The following is a 19,834-nucleotide window of genomic DNA, read 5'->3' as shown; positions in this document are numbered from 1 at the left end:
CTAATTCCTGCTATTTCTCTACCAAATGGTGGCGGCGCAATAAAAGGAATTGAAGAGAAGTTTCCGGTAAATTCTGTAACGGGGACGTCTTTGTTTGCAATACCGTTATGAAAACTCTCTTTTAAAAGTGTACGGTTGGACTTGACCAGTACACTATTACGATCCAATCTGATCGTGTGTATTTCCGGATCAAATTCACGGCGTGGCAAGCTTATAGGGTAGGCGTTGCTATCATCAGGATTTGTGTCAGAGGAGTAAACGTGGCAGAAAAGACTAAACAACCCTTGGATTGTACTATTGAACTGAGCACCGAAGCCGTATTGGAGCAGGTACGCCAACTGGCTTCTGAGCTACATTCCCGGCGTAAGAATTTCCAGCATATAACGTTGGATAGCGCACTGGATCGTGACTTGGGCTTTGATAGCTTGTCCAGGGTCGAATTATTCCAACGCCTTGAGCGTGCCTTTGGCGTCAGGTTGCCGGAGCAGATGCTGGCGAGCGCCGAGACTCCTCGCGACTTGTGGCGATCACTAGTTTCTGCAGGAGCAACAGGACGACGGGGAGTATCGAGCCCGGCCAAGCCGACAGTTGAACTGGAGGAGATGGAGGGCACGCCTCATGCGGCAGAAACCTTGTTGGAGATGCTTGATTGGCACGTTCTTAGTCATCCACAGCGACCACATGTTTACCTGTACGGCGACGAAGATGAGCCGGAGGTGATTACATACGCGATGCTGGCAGATGGTGCGCGCACTTTGGCCACTGGTTTGCAGTCGCGGGGGCTGATGCCCGGGCAAACCGTGGCCATCATGCTACCAACGAGTCGCGACTATCTGTTTAGCTTTTTCGGTATTCTGCTAGCAGGCGGTATTCCTGTCCCGATCTATCCGCCGTTGCGGCCTTCTCAAATTGAGGATCATCTGCGCCGACATGCGGGTATTCTTGCCAATGCAGAGGCGGTGTTGCTGATCACTGTGGCGGAGGCCAGGAAGGTAGCGCGTTTGCTCAAGGCACAGGTCGATACCATGCGCGCGGTGGTTACCCCAGAGGAGTTGATGTCATCCTCCGGCATATATAGTGAGCTAACACCTCAATCACAAGACATTGCTTTTCTGCAATACACTTCAGGCAGCACTGGCCAGCCCAAGGGGGTAATACTGACCCATGCAAACCTGCTTGCGAACATCCGCGCCATGGGTGAAGAAGTACAAGTAGATTCCACCGATGTCTTCGTCAGCTGGCTGCCTCTTTATCACGATATGGGACTGATTGGCGGTTGGCTAGGAAGTCTGTATTACGGTATGCCGCTGGTGCTGATGTCACCGTTAGCATTTCTGATTCATCCGCCGCGCTGGTTATGGACGATCCACAAGCACCGTGGCACTTTGACTGCCGCCCCTAATTTCGCCTATGAATTGTGTCTGCACAAGATTGAAGAGAGTGACCTTAAAGGGCTGGATTTAAGCAGTCTGCGGCGAGCCTTCAATGGTGCCGAGCCGGTCAGTCCTAACACCTTGCGGCGTTTTACTGAACATTTTGCTCCTTACGGTTTCCGGGCCCGGGCTCTCGCGCCAGTGTACGGCCTGGCCGAAGCCGCGGTGGGGCTTGCCTTTCCGCCCCTTGATCGCGGGCCGTTAATTGACTGTATTCAACGTGAGCCATTTGTTTCCTCGGGTAAGGCGATCCCGGCGCTTGCATCGGATTCGAACCCGCTAGAGTTTGTTGCCTGTGGCCAGCCCCTGCCAGGTTATCAAATACGTATTGTCGATATGGCTGGTCGTGAGCTTCCGGATCGCCAGGAAGGGCGGCTGGAGTTCCGGGGGCCATCCGCTACCAGTGGTTATCTACGTAATGCTGATGCAACCCAGAGTCTTTTCGATGGGGAATGGCTGGACTCCGGTGATCTGGCTTATATTGCGGAGGGTGATGTTTATCTAACCAGCCGCATTAAGGATCTCATTATCCGTGGCGGGCGCAATATCTATCCCTATGAGGTGGAAGAGGCAGTGGGAGATATTCCCGGCATCCGTAAAGGCTCTGTGGCTATATTTGGCACCCCCGATCCCAATTCTGGCACTGAACGGTTGATCGTCATCGCCGAGACCCGCGAGGAAGAACCCGATACGCTGGAATCCTTACAGGCACAGGTATATAGCGTTACTACCGACCTGCTGAATATGCCTCCTGATGAGGCTATGCTGGCACCACCGCATACCGTGTTGAAAACGTCCAGCGGGAAAATCCGCCGTGCCGCAGTGCGCGAGCTTTATGAACAGGGTAGGATCGGAGAGCGGCCACGTGCTGTATGGTGGCAGGTTATTCGTCTTGCGCTGAGCTCATGGAAGCCGCGCATGCGCAGCGCGAGGCGATGGCTGGGAGATATGGCGTATGCGGGCTACGCGAAAATAATTTTCTGGCTGCTTACACCAATCACATGGTTGCTAGTCGTGCTATTACCGAGTGCTAGCTTTCGTTGGACAGTGATGCGCCGAAGTGCGCGATTGCTGTTTCGCTTGACGCGTGTGCCATTACGAGTGGAGGGTCTGGAGAAATGGCCAGATGGTCAGGCCTGTGTGATTGTCGCCAATCATTCCAGCTATCTGGACGGGGTGGTGCTGGCGGCTGCCTTACCCACCGAGTTTGCCTTTGTAGCTAAAGCAGAACTGGATAAACAGTTTTTTCCGCGCCGGTTTCTACGGCGCATAGGTGCCGTGTTTGTGGAGCGGTTTGACAAACAGCAAGGGGTTGCTGATGCCCAGCGTACCGTGAATACAATCCGCTCTGGCAGGTCCCTGATGTTTTTTCCTGAGGGAACCCTTGATCGTATGCCGGGCTTGTTACCGTTTCATATGGGAGCCTTTGTCGCCGCTGCCGAAACCGCTATGCCGGTGGTGCCAGTGACAATCCGAGGAACACGTTCCATCCTGCGTTCTGGTTCCTGGTTTCCGCGCCGCGGTGCGGTGAGTATTACTGTCAGCTTGCCAATTATGCCGACAGGAACAGACTGGGACGCAGCAGTGAAGTTACGTAATGCCGCTCGTACTAATATATTGCAGTATCTGGGTGAACCCGATCTGGAGCGAGAGGCCCCACACGTATTAAAACCATCGTAAAGGCCGAGACTTGCAGGCCATCATGTGGAGTGCACAGTAACAAAACGGAGGGTAAACCATGTCACGATCTCTTATTACCGCAGATGACGACTCTAACGCATGATACAGCGCCTGTTGAGCCTGATATGGCCGCTGTTGTTCGGTGTGATCCTGTTAAATGTTTTCCTGTTTTTCCTGCAAGCGTCGATGATCTTTTTCCCACTACGTGAACTACAACAGACCCCGACCGACTGGAAGCTCGATTATGAAGACGTATGGATTAACAGCGAGGATGGTCTGCGCCTGCATGGCTGGTATATTCCGCGCCAGGGTGCCCGCCAAACCGTACTCTTTTTCCACGGTAATGCCGGGAATATTTCCCACCGGCGTGAGTCCATAGAAATTTTTCATCGACTCAATCTGAATGTTTTTATTCTCAGTTATCGGGGCTATGGTGCCAGCGAGGGTAAACCTGATGAAAAGGGGCTCTACAATGATGCTCGTTCTGCCTGGCGCTATTTGACGGTGGAGAGGAAAATCGAACAGCAGGATATTATCCTGTTTGGACGCTCACTGGGTGGTGCCGTAGCAACGTCACTCGCCGCCGAGGTTAAACCTGCCGGCCTCATTCTGGAATCGACCTTTAGTTCAGCAGCCGACATGGCGGCTGTGCTGTACCCGATTTTACACTGGGTCATTTATCCCAGATACACGTTTGATACTGCAACCCGGCTGCGGCAAGTTCAGATCCCGGTGCTGGTCATTCACAGTGCCGACGACGAGATCATTCCGTTTCGGCTTGGACAAAAAGTATTCAGGGCCGCCAGGGAACCGAAGCAATTTGTTGAAATCCGTGGTGACCATAATGGTGGCTTTCTGCTGAGTCAACCGCAGTACCAACAGGAGCTCGGTGCCTTCATTGGTTCATTAGCCGTTGCCGCTCCGCCACTGTTATCTCAATGAGCTTGTTTGAGGTTGAATAGCTGCAGATTTTTCTAGCTGAACCCTGGATGTTTTTCTGGCTATTTATCTAAGTATTTTGCCGAATGTTCCAGGAGGTGTTGTTCTCAATGCGTTAATTAACTACACGAAAAAATGCCTGTAATTCAGGGATTCCGGGGACAGTTTACTTAACTCAGGGGTTCCGGGGACAGTTTACTTAACTCAGCCTACTTCGGGTCGAAAGTGACCTAATTGTGCCAAAAGGAGTCATATATGGTCATCCTGAAAAGAGGCCCATATCGATCCAACAGTGAACATAATCGCTATCCAACTAAGGGTCGAAAATATTAATTTTTTTCCATTTTCATTATCTTTATAAAGGATTATTCAAGACGGTGGTTTGTCGGTTTGATAGGTTCGGGCAACTCTAATTCGCCGAGGATCTCTAGCAAATTTATCTCAACAGAACGCGCCATGGCAGTTAATGCTAAATCGTTAGCCGAAAGGCCAAACGGCTCCTCCAGTCCTTCACTCAATGCATCTAGGCCAAAAAATGTATAAGCAACAATAGCGCAAAATAACGGCGTCAATAATCCCAGCGACGCGACAATGCCGAAGGGTAAAATAAAGCAGTAGAGGTAGACTGTACGCTGAACAAGCAACATATAGGCAAACGGCAGAGGAGTGTTCTGGATACGCTCACATGCAGCCTGAACCCCTGCCATTGAGGTTATATGGTTATCGATACTTTGTATCAAATAATCGGAAAGAAGAATTTTATGGCGACAGGTTCCTAACTTTTGTCCCATCAAGCGCAATAAGGCATCAGGCAAGTTTTTGGATTGGCGCAATTTATCGATATCATCCGGCTCAAGGTATTTTTCGATATCTGTCCAGGGATCTGACCGTCGTAGTTGGTGGCGTAGCGCATGATTAAACGCAATTGTAAGATATATCATGCGTTTTTGTGCTTCAGCCCCGCCTTCAGACTGCACATCAAAATATGAAACTACCTGCCGTGATAAGCTGCGAGAATCGACAATAAGTTGTCCCCATTGTTTACGCGCTTCCCACCAACGGTCATAGCAGGCGTTATTTCGAAATCCAAGAAAGAGAGATAATGCCACCCCCAGAAGTGCGAATGGCGCCAGAGTAAAGCTTGGGAATATAGAGGGATAAAAATATTGTGTGGCCGCAACCCCTGCGCCCAGCAAAGTGACAAAAAGAATTTGTGGGAAAATAAGCGGCACAACAGAGCCACGCAGGATGAAAAAAAGCTGAAATGCATTCGGTTTATTACGAACAATCATTATTACCTCCTACAGCTATCAAGCTGACAAATTGCTAGCCATCGGCATTTATAGTTGACTGTCACCTTCCTAACCATCCTAACCATCCTAACCTTCCCACCAACCACTGATACCTTTATATAAAATAATGATAGCTGACGCACTTGAGATGAAAAGTAGTAGCGGCTTAGTCGATGAGAGGTTGATACGGTCATCACAAAAACGCGCAATGCCGAAGCCTAGCAGCACCCCAGGTAACATTTTTACACTCAATAATAAGCTGCTCATATCAACCCGGCCTTGTAACACTAAAAACAGGATTGAGACCGGCGTACCGATAAGAAAAAAAGCGGCCAGTTCATTACGTGCAGTGACTCTATCTACGCTTTGATAAACCAAGGCGATAGGAGGCCCACCCACTGAGGTTACTGTTCCGATAAGCCCCGAAAAAAAACCACCTATACTTAAATTCACCGGATTTAATGAAATCTTACAGGTATATAACGAGAGAATTACGGCCATCAACAGCACACAGCCGAACAATATACTGAGTAGGTATGCTGGCGCAGCCACTAACAAAAGCGCACCACACCAACAACCGGGAAAGCGCGCAATAATTGCGGGAAGCACCCGCCGCCAACATAATAGCTTACGCTGATTTACTACCAACAACAGCGAGAGACTAAAACCTAAAATTAATGCAGGGACGGGAACATAAGCAGGATCAATCAGGTAGAGTAACGGTGCAGCCAATAAGCCAAAACCAATACCTACCCACGTTTGTAGAATGATCCCGCTCATGACTATCAGCAATGCCAACAGTTCAAATGCGGAGTAGCTCATAACAGATTAATAAACCTGACCGGCCAAAAATTTGTTAAAGCCAACCTCAACTGCCACCGGCACCCATACGGGAGCGCTCAGTATTTTCCACTAAGATACCTTCACCAATTTTGTTAATCTGTGCCCACAGCGTTTCATCGATGTCGATACCATGGTCAACGCTATACTCTTTATTTATCGCAACCTGCAATGCGCTTATATAACGGCTATTAAAGTTGCCCTTAGATTGCTGCAAAGAGGTTGTCAGATCAACACGGGAGCTACAGATAATCGTCAGCGCTTGCTTTTCACCTGCCGTAGCCGCTAAGTTAGTGATTGCCTCGCTATAACTCGGGTAGCGATCACCCGCTTTGATAGCAACCGTATGCTCACTGACCACCTTGCTACCATTTTGCCAATAAGCCGCCGCACTAATACCGCGTCGTCCGCAATCTGTGAGTGCTTTGAGTACAAACATTCGATTATGACAGTTATGCACAGTCACCGTTGCTATGCCGCATTCCAAGGCTTTTGCGTGAGCCAAATCAACTGAGGCGGCGATACAGTTCAGGGCACTGCGACCATGACTGTCGATAATCGCCGATGTATTATCTTCATAGATGACCGTACTTAACGACTTATCTGCATCTTGCTGAATGAACGAAATAGCGCGCTCTAACTCACCCAAGCCATTAAGTCCGTGCTTTTCCAACCACAAAATCATATTCGCCGCATCTTCATAATTACCGACAAAATAACCACTGGCTTCGAAACAGCGTCGCAGAGCCGCTTTTAGCTCTATCATTGATACATGCATTGCGTTCTCCTACTGTGCTGGGGCTTCTGATTTTGAAGCGTTTAATGATGGCTCATCTAATGTCGGGGCTAACGGCATAAACCAGTCGTCATTAAATGGTTTACCGATATCTTCCAATAAGGGCGCACCCTGAAACATCGTATTACGTACCCATAAACGAGATCTCGGATCAAACTTGCCCACCCCGAAAAAGGCTAATTTGGCACGTAACAAGTGCATAGGAAGTACATTTCTATCCAGAAGGTTGGCCTGAATATCGCCATATACACATTTATTCATAGTTTGAATCCTGCGTACTATGCCGCGAAGTTTGGGTCTAGCTACCATAAAGCGAGCAGTCGTATGCTCTGGATAAGCGGCTATATATTCACATAGCTGGTCATAACATTTACGCACAGCATAACCAACGCCCAGCGCCATCTGCTTCTTCCTACCTTCTTCCAGTTCAGTCCCTCCTAAACGCGGTTCCATTTTCTCTTCTGAGCGATACCAGAATGTTTCGCGGGCGCCATCAGCATTAAAATCGATAGCGAGCGCCCAGTTATAACGCTGTTCTATAATCTCTTTTAACTGCTGTACCGGCATCAGTGGATCAAGATCCAAAAACTCTTCCGCCGTATGATAATCCTCTAAGTCATCTACTAGTTCAGGATAAAGCTCTAGCATCATAGAGATGATCATCTCCTGTCCCTGTAACGAGCAGTGCTCCTCACTCCAGCGCAATAGCTCATCCCAACTATTGAAGGGAACAGCGACGCGCGCTTTAAGGGCATCCATATCTAGAAGAACTTGCTGGTTATTGCCTGTCTGCCACTCATCTTCCGTTACTGTTTCTGCTGTATGCACGTAGCAGCGACCCATTAACTCTTTAAATTGCTCGCAGATATGTTGATCGATACCGCCCAATACCCGAATACGCGCCAGTGCCAGTTCGCGCATCTCAACCCATTGATTAATCAAGATCGGATGGTTGATCAAATAGGGTGCCATGCCCAAGCCGGTTGAATTACCGATACCAAAAAAACGTTTAACCTTTGGCTGCATCGGTAAAAAAGAATCGGGCGACTTGTGTTTTGCAATATGCTCTACCTGTAACAGGCTAAAGTTACGCAACATTAAGCAAACAAACATCTCCGCAGCAAAAGGGCGTGCAAAGTCGGGGTAACGAGTAGAAACCTTTTCCCAATCCGCCATCCCCAGTTTTCCACTGCCATAAACAGCGGTAGTGCGATACAGATAACCTACTTGTGCGATTTTGGCGACATCCGGCTGCTCACCTTTAGCTAACTGATTCACCACGTAATCAAAGTTTCGCGCACTGCGGTTGGCACGCGACAAAACGAACACTCGAGAGTCAACACGTCCTGCTTCCTGTTTAGGCACATTCTGACGTAGTTTTTCAAGATAAATCTCGTCGACCTGGCCATCAACCAAGGCCATGGTAAGGTCCCACTGAGTCGCAATAACACGATCATTACGATCTTCCGAGGCCAGATAACTGGAAAATAAAACGAAACTGAATAAACCATGTGGTGCTTTAATTTCGTATATCACAGTACCGTAACCCTGTGCATCAAGCTCAAAGCGGGCAGGTTCAATTTGCCAGCGTTCACGCATAATGCGTCGCACTAATGTGCGCATAAAACTCAATCGGCTCTGATGCATTGCTCCCAATCGTTCAAGGTTCATCACCTGATTGATAGGCCGTAAGGGCAGTGCGTTATCACCCTTAAGGGCAGCGTTGATGGCGGCTGGCGTTGTCATTATTGTTATCCTCGTTTATGTGCTCACACCTGTTATCCATAAGGCCGGTATCAATCAACGACAATATAGATGTGTTCAAAACCATGACACTTGTCACCCTCTGCTGGCTTTGTCTTTCATCATTATTGACAGAGGAAGCCTCCCTTGAGGAATAAATCTGTGTGTGATTTACCACAAGAGAAGCTTATCTTCTGCCAAACAGGCATGACCACTCAAATCAAAAGGATATATCACCTGATAAGCAATACTTATCAAACAAGCATAAAGCATTATTTTTCCTGTAGTAGAGGCTGTTTTTTCACTCACTCTTATCGATCAAATAATTCACCAATACTGACTACAATCAACTTTTACTCTGCTCAAGGATAAAATCAACGAGCGCCTGGGCCGGAGGAGTCAAAGATTTATTACTCAATTTAACAATGCCAATGCGCCGCGTTACTTCAGGCGTTATCAAAGGTATAAATTGTAATGTGGTACTTTCCTGAGGAAACGCGTACCAAGGCAGCGTTGTTATACCAAACCCTGCCTCCAGCATCGCGATTAATGAAATCATATTAGAGACATAAAACTGAGAATGTCCTAACAATGGACGTGCCTCGGTATCGCCCAATAACCGTGAGGTGCCATTACTAATCAGGCGGTGCTTTCTCAGCTCTTTCCAGTGGACACCTTCCTTTCCAGCCAACGGGTGATCTTTCGGGCACACCATACCAATCCGGTCTTCCCAGATAGGCGTAAACACCTTGTCACTATGATCTTCTTCATGAAAAAGATGACAAATACCAAAATCTACTTGTTGATTCTCTACCATCTTCAATACTGCATCAGAATTATCATCAAAGAAACTGACATGTAGAGAGGGCAAATCTGCAACAAACTTCAACAAGATATCGGGCAGCACCCGACTGGCAATCGAGGGCACGGAAGCGAGCCGCAAGTGTCCTGCTTTATGCTCTGACAAAAGCATCATATCCTCAGCAACACGGTCATGATGGGCGATCAACTCTTTTGCTTTAGGCAGGAAATATTTTCCAAAGGGGGTTAATTCAGTCTTAGCCGTTTTGGCATTACGCTTTTCAAACAGCCCTTCACCCAGCTTGTTTTCAAGATCACGGATAGATAGCGAAATAGCGGGTTGAGTCCGATGAGCTTTCTCTGCGGCGGCATGAAACCCTTTTAGCTCGGCTACCCAAACGAAGTGTCGTAACTGCGCCACTTTTAATTCTGGAAGCATGATAAGAAAACCTTATTGTTAGATATTATTTATTAATTTTTATTATTACAGCACAAGTTTTATGATCATTCCAACTACATAACGGAGGTCAACATGTCTGATTCAGTATTTAAAAATTACATCGCAGGTGAATGGGTAGAAGGTAATAAAGGTAACGTGGCAAACATCAGCCCTGCCGATATTAGCGATCTGATCGGTCACTATGCTCAAGCAGATAAAGCCCAGACTGAAGCAGCTATTGCAGCCGCTGCTGTTGGCCAGGCCGAATGGGCCAAGAGCGGTTTAGAACAACGTTATTCTGTTCTGATGGCGATTGGCGACGAACTGATTGCACGTAAAGATGAACTCGGCGAATTGCTCGCACGTGAAGAAGGAAAAACGCTGGCAGAAGGTGTGGGCGAAACGTACCGTTCAGGTCAGTTTTTCCATTACTATGCCGCCGAAGTGCTCCGTCAAATGGGTGAGACCGCTGACTCGGTACGCCCGGGTGTTGAAATCGAAACGCGTCGTGAGCCAGTCGGTGTGGTCGGCATTATCACACCATGGAACTTCCCAACAGCAACCGGCGCCTGGAAAATTGCTCCAGCCTTAGCGTTTGGTAATGCGGTTGTTTTCAAACCCGCTAACCAGGTTCCGGCAAGCGCATGGGCGTTAACTGAAATCATCGCTCGCCAAGGATTGCCAGCAGGTACATTTAACCTAGTCATGGGCCCTGGTGCAGAAGTCGGCGATGTAATGATCAACTCTCGTGGTATCAACGCCCTCACTTTCACTGGTTCTCTTGAAACAGGCCGTAAAGTGGCAGCAGCGACAGCGGCAAACCTAGTGAAATGCCAACTTGAGATGGGCAGCAAAAACGCACTGGTCGTTTTAGATGATGCCGATCTTGATAATGCCGTTGAATGCGCTGTCGGTGGTGCTTACGGTGGTACAGGTCAGAAGTGTACAGCGTCTTCACGCTTAATCGTGACGGAAGGTATCCATGATCGTTTTGTGGCAGCCGTGATTGAACGCATGAAAAAACTGGTGGTAGGTCACCCACTTAAAGCCGGTGTCAATATTGGTGCTGTCGCCGATGTTCGCCAGATGGAACAGAACTTGCGCTATCTAGAGATCGCTAAAAACGAAGGCGGCACCTTGGTTTATGGCGGTGAAGTACTGACAGAAGAAACTGAAGGCTACTACATGCAGCCGGCGCTGTTCACCAACACCACTAATGCCATGACGATCAACCGTGAAGAAGCTTTCGCACCGATCGCTTGTGTCATCAAAGTAAAAGATTACGCCGAAGCATTAGCCACGCTGAACGATACCAACTTTGGCTTGACCGGTGGGATCTGTACAGAATCTCTGAAATACGCAACTGACTTCAAACGTAATGCAAAAACGGGCTGTGTCATGGTCAACCTGCCAACCGCAGGTACTGATTACCACGTGCCATTCGGTGGACGTAAAGACTCAAGCTTTGGCCCGCGTGAGCAGGGTACTTATGCGAAAGAATTTTACACCGTTGTAAAAACAACTTACATCCGCGCCTAACCAGGAGCAGATCCATGAATAATGCACTGCATAACGATCTGATTGTGATCGACGGTCTTCAGTATTCAAACTGGAGCCGTAAAATCTTCGAACAGTTGCACCAGGGTGGTGTCACGATGGTGCACGCCACCATCGTTTACCATGAGCAAATTCGCGAAACACTGCTGCGTATTGCTGAATGGAATCGCCACTTCGAACAGAACAGTGACCTGATTATGCCGGTCAAAAGCGCGGCAGATATCCTCCTCGCTAAAAAACTGGGCAAAGTAGGCATCATGTTCGGTGCGCAGAACTGCTCTCCGATCGAAGATGATATTGGCATGATTGAGGTAATGCGCGAGCTGAACCTGATGATTATGCAGCTCACTTATAACAACCAAAGCTTATTGGCCTGCGGTTGCTATGAAGCCGAAGATAGCGGCGTAACGCGCTTTGGCCGCCAAGCGATCAAAGAGATGAATCGTGTCGGTATGGTTATCGATATGAGTCACAGCGCCGAACGTAGCACATTGGAAGCTATTGAGATCTCACAACGTCCGATTGTGATCTCACATGCAAACCCAACCAGTTTCCATGAAGCCAAACGCAATAAGTCCGATACGGTACTTAAAGCACTTGGCGAATCGGGTGGCTTATTGGGCTTCAGCTTGTACCCGTTTCACCTGAAAAATGGCCCAGACTGCACGCTCAATGAGTTTTGCGACATGGTAACCAGCACGGCAGAACTCATGGGGATTGACCATATCGGTATTGGGACTGATCTTTGTCAGGAGCAACCGTTATCGATTTTGGAATGGATGCGAAACGGCCGCTGGTCAAAAGATATGGATTATGGCGAAGGCTCTAAGGCTAATGCCAACTGGCCTCGACCATTATCCTGGTTCAAAGACAGCAGAGACTTCCCAAATATTACCAATGGACTGTTAGCACGTGGTTTTAGCCATGAAGACGTGGCCAAAGTTATGGGGCGAAACTGGCTGAATTTTCTGGATGATGCACTTAAGCCAATTAATGTAGGCCTTTGATAATAAAGAGAGCACAAACTCCTTTTATCAATCAATAACCTGATAAACCAATAAATATAAGAGATCCATCAGGAGACTCATATGAGTAATACAACTCAGGCTTCTTTGGCAAATAATTCGCCAAAAACCAGCCAAAACTCATGGCTATCGGGCGTTGATATGCCTGTATTCCTTATCAGCGGCGGTGTACTCGTACTGTTTGTAGTATTAGCACTCTATGACATCGATATGATGTCGAACTGGGTCAACAGTGCATTTGCCACATCCACAAAATACTTCGGTGCCTTTTGGCAGATATTACTACTACTGACCTTTATCATTGGTATTTTCCTGACTATTGGACGTACCGGTGCGGTTGTTCTTGGCGGCTTAAAAGCCCCTGAAATGTCGACATTCCAGTGGATCTCCATCATCATGTGCACACTACTCGCCGGTGGTGGGGTATTCTGGGCAGCCGCTGAGCCAATGGCTCATTTCACCTCCCCTCCACCGTTATTTGGTGGTGAAACAGGCACGACAGAAGCCGCCTACAATGCACTGGCTCAAAGCTTTATGCACTGGGGCTTTCTTGCCTGGGCTATTCTCGGCAGCTTGACAGGTATTGTTTATATGTACCTGCATTATGAAAAAGGCCTGCCACTAAAGCCCCGCACCTTGCTGTACCCGGTATTTGGTGATCGCGTTATGAAAGGAGCTTTTGGTGCAATCGTCGACTCTTGCTGTGTAATCGCCGTCGTAGCCGGTACCGTCGGCCCCATCGGTTTTCTTGGACTGCAAGTCAGCTTTGGACTGGAAAAGCTTTTCGGCATACCAGATACCTATACGACTCAGATCATCATTCTACTTGGGCTTATCGCCATCTACACACTGTCTGCCGTCAGTGGTGTAACCCGTGGTATTCAAATACTCAGTAAAGCTAATGTGATTCTCGCTGTTGCTCTGATGGCATTTATCCTGTTTTTTGGCCCAACGGCCTTCATCATTGATAGCTATCTGCACTCTTTTGGCATCTATCTAGATAAATTCATCCCAATGGCAACCTTTCGAGCAAGCCCAGGCTGGTTAGATTGGTGGACCGTGTTCTTTTGGGGCTGGTTCCTGGGTTATGGCCCGCTGATGGCAATGTTCGTTGCACGCATTTCCCGTGGCCGTACTATCCGTCAAATGATTCTGCTGATCTCTATCGTGGCACCGGTTATCACGTGCTTCTGGTTCACCATTGTGGGTGGTAGCGGTTTAGCATTTGAACTAGCAAACCCTGGTGTTATTTCTGAACCCTTCACCGGTTTCAATTTACCAGCAGCCTTGCTGGCAATTACTGAACAACTGCCAATGGGTTTCTTTATATCTGTGCTGTTCCTGATTCTGACAACGATCTTCGTTGCCACAACAGGAGACTCCATGACATATGCCGTTTCCATGGTAATGACAGGAACGGATCATCCGCAAGGTTCTGTTCGCGTCTTCTGGGGCATCATGATGGGTGTCGTTGCTGCGCTACTCATATCCATAGGATCAGGTGGTATTTCAGCACTACAGTCATTCATTGTAGTTACGGCCGTACCGGTATCCCTGATATTGCTACCTTCATTGTGGACTGCACCGCAGATCGCTATAAAAATGGCTGACGAGCAGGGATTGTAAGAACTCCAAATCCAAGAGCCGCCCAGCGGCGGCTCTTTTGCATTTTTTTGATCTTGATAACTTCTCTTTCACACTATTCAAACATGGTGACTCAATATGAAAACAGCCGTAAAAACCGACCTATTTGCTTCAACCGCACCACTAGAGTGGGCCATTATTGCTAACAATCAGTTTTATACTGCACAGATCCCCATCAATACAGAAGGCAAGGTAGTTGACGGTGGAATCGAGGCTCAGGCTCGCCAAACCATGGATAACCTGAAACACACCATTGAAGCCGCTAAACTGACGATGGATGATGTCACACAGGTATTAATTTATGTCACGGCTCGTGAACAGCTACCTATTTTTAATAAAGTGTATGCCGAATACTTCACAGCACCGTACCCAAATCGTGCTGCCATGATTGTAGCGGGGCTTGCTCGTGAAGAGATGCTATGTGAAGTTGTTGTTTATGCGGCCGTTCCACAGTAACCGACTTACTATCCTCAACCTGCAAATCACAGCACCATAAAGGGGCTGTGATCTACCCCTTATCTGCCTTCTAGCTTAGGCAAAAAAGACCGCTTCGGGTCGACAGCTGTCAGGTTGAATCTAGCACTGATATTTGACACTTAATCTATGATTGCGACAAATCTTCAATCGAAATGCCTCACCAATTTCTATTTAATGTCCGCTAGGAAAGAAGAAATCGTACGCGGCAAATATCCGAAAAGGGTCATTGAGCGATAAAGGTCCTGATCAAGGCTTGCTTAGGTTCAATGAGCACGCAGCTCAAATCGCCTTTTTTGGACTGTCTTATTAAATGAAATGATTATCTCTTTAACAGAACCTTTAACTACCGTCGACGGAATTAAAGGTCCTGACAGACTTTATGCTTCGCACTTATAGTTGAAAACTGTCTGATTAGTTTTCAACTTTAATAGATCAGAACAGTTTATCTATGCTGCAAATTTTTTCTTACGGTGTCGCTGTACCATTCCAGAAAGTTGATCACAGCAAACTCATACGTTTCTGAGTACGGGCCTGGCTGATAACCGATGGAGTTTATGCCGCGTTGATTTTCTTCGCCAAGTACACGGTCCTGATCATTGGTTGCATCCCACACATGGCGTAGTTTTTTAACATCGTAGTCTACCCCCTCGACCGCATCTTTGTGGACAAACCATTTTGTCGTTACCAGTGACTCCTGGGCAGAGATGGGCAGCACACGAAACACAACAAAGTGGTCGCTTTGCATGTGATTCCAGGAGTTTGGCAGGTGCAGAATACGCATGGAACCGAGCTGAGGATTTTTGATGCGGCCAAGCAGTTTTTTAGAGCCTTCAGAGCCATCCATTGTCATGGCCTGGGTGCCTTTTTTTAGCGGCATGCGGACGATACGGTTACGTTTGCCGGGGCCGAAGCTGCGGTGCTCATGCGGAATCCCTTCGGCATCCCACTCTGCCGCTTGCGTGTTGTAGTGATCTACGAAGTCTTGCGGTGCACGTGGATCGTTGGTGTCATCCCATTCCAGTAAGCTGTTGAGCAGTTCCGGATGGTTAGCGGCGCAATGGTAGCATTCGCGGTTGTTTTCTATCACGAGCTTCCAGTTGGCTTTTTCATACATGTTGGACTCCACCGCTAACTTGGTGTTTTCAACATCGTACGGTTCCATGTACTCATCCAGCGTGGCGAGGAACTCGTCAAAATCGCCTTGAGGCGCTTGTGCGGCAAGGCTGATAAAAATGAAGCCGCCTGCCGTTTTACACAGGGCTTTTTTCAAGCCGTTCTGCTTCATGTCAAAGCTTTCACCCATATCTGAGCCGGCGAAGAGCAGGTTGCCTTTCAGATCGTAGGTCCATGTATGGTAGGGGCACACCAGATTAGCGGCTTTGCCACGCTCCTTGGTACAAATTCGTGAACCGCGGTGGCGGCAGGTATTGTGGAATGCGTTGATGTTACCTTCTGCGTCACGCACGATCAGTACCGGATTCTGGCCGATTTCTAGCGTTATGTAGTCGCCTTTTGAAGGCACTTCACTGCTCATGCCTACAAACAGCCACTCTTTTTGAAAAACCTCCTCCATATCTACGCGGAACATCTGTGGGTCATTGTACAACGGCTGTGGAAGTGAGTAGTTAGGCGCGCGCGCTTCCAGCAGTTGTTCCATTTCCTGCCGTGCATCAGCGTAAGTGGCGCTGGTGATATTAAGCAGATCGTTCTGGTTCATTTGTTCTTATCCTCGATAGCACCAGAGTGTGCGTAAATTGTTAGCCCGGTTGGCACAGTATCCCTGCCATTCGTAGCGGCATTGGTGATGTGTTAATCGTCTTATATTGGCGGACGCGTAGTTTGACCATTTACGACATGAAAGCATCTATAAATCGACCTCAGGCAGCAGTGAAATACGATATATGTCGCTATAAGCAAGTTTTTGTCGCTATTGGCTAAATGAGTATTGGAAGGAAGCATGAGAATGCACAGATCGAGTTCCATTCATGCGAAGAATAATAGTGAGAAAAGCGATGGTAAATCCAGCAGCGGTAGCGGTGAATACCGATGCATTCATACCGGTTAATACACAAACATGGGTGAATGGTCGTCACAATGTGCGTTGTGTCAAGGTGATCGATGAAACCTGGGATGTAAGAACATTCTGTTTTATGGCAGAACGGCCGGTCATGTTCTTTTTTAAGCCCGGGCAGTTTGTCACGCTTGAACTGGAAGTCGAAGGTCGCCAGGTGATGCGTTCCTATACGATTTCCAGTGCACCGTCTGTCCCTTACAGTTTTTCTATCAGCGTTAAACGTGCGCCGGGTGGACTGGTATCGAATTGGTTACATGACAATCTGGAGGAAGGGCATGAATTAGCGGTGCATGGGCCGGTTGGGCAGTTTAACTGCATCGACTTTCCGGCAAATAAAGTGCTGTTTCTTTCGGGCGGCGTAGGTATTACACCGGTTATGTCGATGGCACGCTGGTATTTCGATACCAACGCTGATGTGGATATGGCATTTGTGCACAGCGCCCGCACGGCTAAAGATATTGTGTTTCAGCGTGAGCTAGAGCACATGGCTTCCAGAATTGTAAATTTCACGCTGCATGTCATTTGTGAAAAGGTCGAACGTGGCCAGGCGTGGAGTGGTTATCGGGGTTATCTGGATCAGGCAAAATTAAACATGATCGCTCCGGATTTTATGCAGCGAGAAATTTTTTGTTGTGGCCCAACACCCTACATGAAAGCGATAAAGGCATTGCTGGAGAGCAATGGCTTCGATATGAGCCGTTATCATGAAGAGTCGTTCGGGGCGACTCCCGTTGATGTTAAAGAGGATGCCATAGAGCAGGCCGAGATTGCGCAGGAAGAGACAGACGCACTGGTGCAGGCGGATATGGTGCGTGTTGAATTCGCATCTACGGGTAAAAGTATACAAATTGCGCCAGGAGAAACGGTACATGCAGCAGCGGCTAAGCTGGATCTGCATATTCCTAAAGCGTGCGGTATGGGGATTTGCGGGACGTGTAAAGTGTTAGTGAAAACCGGTGAGGTGACCATGGAGCATAACGGCGGCATTACGGATGAGGATGTTATCGCTGGGTATGTCTTGTCATGCTGTAGTGTGCCAAAAGGTGATGTAGTAGTGGATTTTTAATGATGCTTTTTAGTCGTTCATAGTTATGTGGTTCTGGCCAGGTGATTATAAAAAGACTCTACCCAACCGGCTGCGTTTATAGAGAACATAATGGAAGCAGAGCATATAGAAGTTGCTGGATTTCTGAACCAGTTTCAGCCCTTTAGCGGGTTACCGCAAGAGACGCTTAATAGTATTGCTCAGCAGGTTGAAATAGCTTACTACCGGGCTGACAGCAATATCTTTAATTTTGGTGATGAAGTTCACGATTTGTGCATGATTCGTAGTGGTTCGGTTGAAATCTATCGGCGTAACGGTGATCTGTATAATCGACTCAGTGCGGGTGGGTTGTTCGGACAGATGGGCTTGCTGATGAATAACCTTATCCGTTTGCCGGTTAAAGCGCTGGAAGACTCACTGATCTACTTCATTCCTGAATCAGTATTTATTAGGTTATGTGACGAGTTTGAAGCCTTTGCTTATTTTGTCGAAATGGATGATCACTCAAACTTGCAGCATGCCGCTTCGGATAAAAACGCGAATAGCTTAATGGTCTCGAAGGCGACTATGTTGATCTCTCGTGAGCCGGTTAGTATTTTGAATACTGCAACGATTCGTCAAGCCGCAGAGAAGATGACAGAAGAGGGTGTATCTTCTTTGTTGATCGTTAATGCCGCTTCGCCAGCACTTTCTACAACCCTTTCTTCACCGCTCTCTTCACCCCTCTCTTCCATGACTGCTGAAAGTCAGGAGGGAGAGGAGCAGCAGATGGTTGGTATTATTACGGATAGGGATTTACGAACGCGGGTGGTATCAACAGGATACCCCTTAGACGCGACTATCGATCAGGTGATGTCGACCGATCTGGTAACGCTCGATGTAGATGCTTATGCGTTTGAGGCGATGCTGAGTATGCTTCGCTATAATTTGCACCATCTGCCGATACTGGATAAGGGTCGTCCGGTGGGTGTTATTGCTATCTCTGACATTGTCCGTTATGAATCGCAAAGCAGTTTGTATATGGTGGGTACGGTATTTCGTCAGAACAGTGTCGAAGAGCTTAAGCTTATCTCTGAAGAGATCTCCTCCTGCTTTGTGCGCCTGGTTAATGAAGATGCTAACTCGCATATGATTGGTAGTGCGATGTCAGTGATAGGGCGTAGTGTTAAGCAGCGATTATTGGAATTGGCTGAAGAGCATCTCGGTCCGCCGCCTTTGCCTTACTGCTTTCTGGCGTTAGGCTCAATGGCGCGGGATGAACAGTTGATCATCACTGATCAGGATAACGCACTGATTTTGGATAATCAGTATGATCCGCAGCTGCATGCTGAGTATTTTGAAGCGTTGGCACATTTCGTCTGTGATGGATTGGCGGCCTGTGGTTTCAGTTACTGTAGCGGTGGGATTATGGCGACAAATCCTCGTTGGCGAAAAACCCGACATGAATGGGAAGCGTGTTTTGCTGACTGGATTGATAATCCGCTTCCTGAAGCCTTGTTGAACTGCTCGATCTTTTTTGATTTAGAGGGCGTCTGGGGACAAACTCACTGGGCTGAGCAGCTGAACATTTTTGTTGCTCAAAAAGCGTCTCATGAGCCACGTTTCTTAGCCAGTCTGGCACGCAATGCATTGAGCCGGACACCTCCGTTGGGTTTCTTTAAAAACTTTGTGATGGAGCAGGATGGTCAGCACCGTAAATCCATTAATTTGAAACGCCGTGGCACAGCACCCTTAGCCGACCTTATCCGGGTACATGCACTGGCAGTAGGCTCCAGAGCCAGGAACTCTTTTGAAAGGCTGGACGATATTATTAAAAGCAAAATTCTTCCTGAAGGGCGTATTTCCGATTTGAAAGATGCGCTGGAGTTTATATCGATGGTCAGAATCCGCCATCAGGCTATTGATATCGAAGCAGGGCGCACGGCGGATAATAATATTGAACCAGAGCACTTGTCTGAATTTGAACGGCGAAACCTCAAAGATGCTTTTCAGGTGCTGAGTAATAGCCAGCGCTTTCTTAAATTTCGTTACCCCTATTGAGGCGGTTGA

General features: G+C 47.9%; 14 protein-coding genes. 8 read left to right on the top strand and 6 right to left on the bottom strand.

The window, feature by feature from the left end; all coding sequences use genetic code 11:
* Positions 1 to 260 precede the first annotated feature (260 nt).
* On the top strand, positions 261 to 3,113 hold the full coding sequence (locus BM099_RS07905) for an AMP-binding protein (RefSeq protein WP_090726478.1): 2,853 nt from the start codon (positions 261 to 263) through the stop codon (positions 3,111 to 3,113).
* A gap of 99 nt (positions 3,114 to 3,212) precedes the next feature.
* Complete coding sequence (locus tag BM099_RS07900) at positions 3,213 to 4,055, top strand: alpha/beta hydrolase (RefSeq protein WP_090726476.1); 843 nt, start codon at positions 3,213 to 3,215, stop codon at positions 4,053 to 4,055.
* Positions 4,056 to 4,417: 362 nt separating this feature from the next.
* Here the strand turns inward: BM099_RS07900 and BM099_RS07895 are convergent, their stop codons facing one another.
* The 5 genes from BM099_RS07895 to BM099_RS07875 all read right to left on the bottom strand — a co-directional run bounded on the left by BM099_RS07895 (position 4,418) and on the right by BM099_RS07875 (position 9,963).
* Complete coding sequence (locus BM099_RS07895; RefSeq protein ID WP_090726475.1) at positions 4,418 to 5,344, bottom strand: bestrophin family protein; 927 nt, start codon at positions 5,342 to 5,344, stop codon at positions 4,418 to 4,420.
* Positions 5,345 to 5,431: 87 nt separating this feature from the next.
* Positions 5,432 to 6,166: a sulfite exporter TauE/SafE family protein gene (locus tag BM099_RS07890; protein ID WP_090726473.1), complete on the bottom strand. Its 735-nt coding sequence runs from the start codon at positions 6,164 to 6,166 to the stop codon at positions 5,432 to 5,434.
* Between the two features lie 46 nt (positions 6,167 to 6,212).
* Positions 6,213 to 6,962, bottom strand: coding sequence for a DUF3726 domain-containing protein (locus tag BM099_RS07885; protein ID WP_090726470.1), 750 nt, complete (start codon positions 6,960 to 6,962; stop codon positions 6,213 to 6,215).
* A gap of 9 nt (positions 6,963 to 6,971) precedes the next feature.
* Positions 6,972 to 8,726 carry a hypothetical protein gene (locus BM099_RS07880; protein WP_090726468.1) on the bottom strand — a complete coding sequence of 585 codons (1,755 nt, stop codon included), beginning with the start codon at positions 8,724 to 8,726 and terminating at the stop codon, positions 6,972 to 6,974.
* A gap of 343 nt (positions 8,727 to 9,069) precedes the next feature.
* Positions 9,070 to 9,963: a LysR family transcriptional regulator gene (locus BM099_RS07875; protein WP_090726466.1), complete on the bottom strand. Its 894-nt coding sequence runs from the start codon at positions 9,961 to 9,963 to the stop codon at positions 9,070 to 9,072.
* 93 nt (positions 9,964 to 10,056) lie between these two features.
* Between BM099_RS07875 and BM099_RS07870 the strand changes: the two genes are divergently transcribed.
* From BM099_RS07870 to BM099_RS07855, 4 genes are all read left to right on the top strand, one after another.
* Entirely contained in the window at positions 10,057 to 11,502 is a 1,446-nt protein-coding gene (locus tag BM099_RS07870; protein ID WP_090726464.1) for an aldehyde dehydrogenase family protein, read from the top strand.
* 14 nt (positions 11,503 to 11,516) lie between these two features.
* Positions 11,517 to 12,527 (top strand): dipeptidase, encoded by a 1,011-nt coding sequence (locus BM099_RS07865; protein WP_177201115.1) that lies wholly within the window; start codon positions 11,517 to 11,519, stop codon positions 12,525 to 12,527.
* Positions 12,528 to 12,608: 81 nt separating this feature from the next.
* The gene (locus BM099_RS07860; RefSeq protein WP_090726462.1) at positions 12,609 to 14,171 is read left to right on the top strand and encodes a BCCT family transporter; all 1,563 of its coding nucleotides are present in this window, start codon (positions 12,609 to 12,611) and stop codon (positions 14,169 to 14,171) included.
* A gap of 96 nt (positions 14,172 to 14,267) precedes the next feature.
* Positions 14,268 to 14,645 carry a RidA family protein gene (locus tag BM099_RS07855; protein WP_090726460.1) on the top strand — a complete coding sequence of 126 codons (378 nt, stop codon included), beginning with the start codon at positions 14,268 to 14,270 and terminating at the stop codon, positions 14,643 to 14,645.
* A 463-nt stretch (positions 14,646 to 15,108) separates the two neighbouring features.
* Here BM099_RS07855 and BM099_RS07850 read toward each other — a convergent pair whose 3' ends face one another.
* Complete coding sequence (locus BM099_RS07850) at positions 15,109 to 16,383, bottom strand: aromatic ring-hydroxylating oxygenase subunit alpha (protein ID WP_090726458.1); 1,275 nt, start codon at positions 16,381 to 16,383, stop codon at positions 15,109 to 15,111.
* 319 nt (positions 16,384 to 16,702) lie between these two features.
* On the opposite strand from BM099_RS07850, the gene BM099_RS07845 reads away from it, so the two are divergent.
* On the top strand, positions 16,703 to 17,806 hold the full coding sequence (locus BM099_RS07845) for an FAD-binding oxidoreductase (protein ID WP_090726817.1): 1,104 nt from the start codon (positions 16,703 to 16,705) through the stop codon (positions 17,804 to 17,806).
* A gap of 90 nt (positions 17,807 to 17,896) precedes the next feature.
* Positions 17,897 to 19,825: a putative nucleotidyltransferase substrate binding domain-containing protein gene (locus tag BM099_RS07840; RefSeq protein ID WP_090726456.1), complete on the top strand. Its 1,929-nt coding sequence runs from the start codon at positions 17,897 to 17,899 to the stop codon at positions 19,823 to 19,825.
* Positions 19,826 to 19,834 lie beyond the last annotated feature (9 nt).

Origin of the sequence: Neptunomonas qingdaonensis (assembly GCF_900113275.1) — a bacterium.
GTDB classification, from domain to species: Bacteria; Pseudomonadota; Gammaproteobacteria; order Pseudomonadales; family Balneatricaceae; genus Neptunomonas; species Neptunomonas qingdaonensis.
This window is presented reverse-complemented; position numbering and strand designations above follow the sequence as displayed.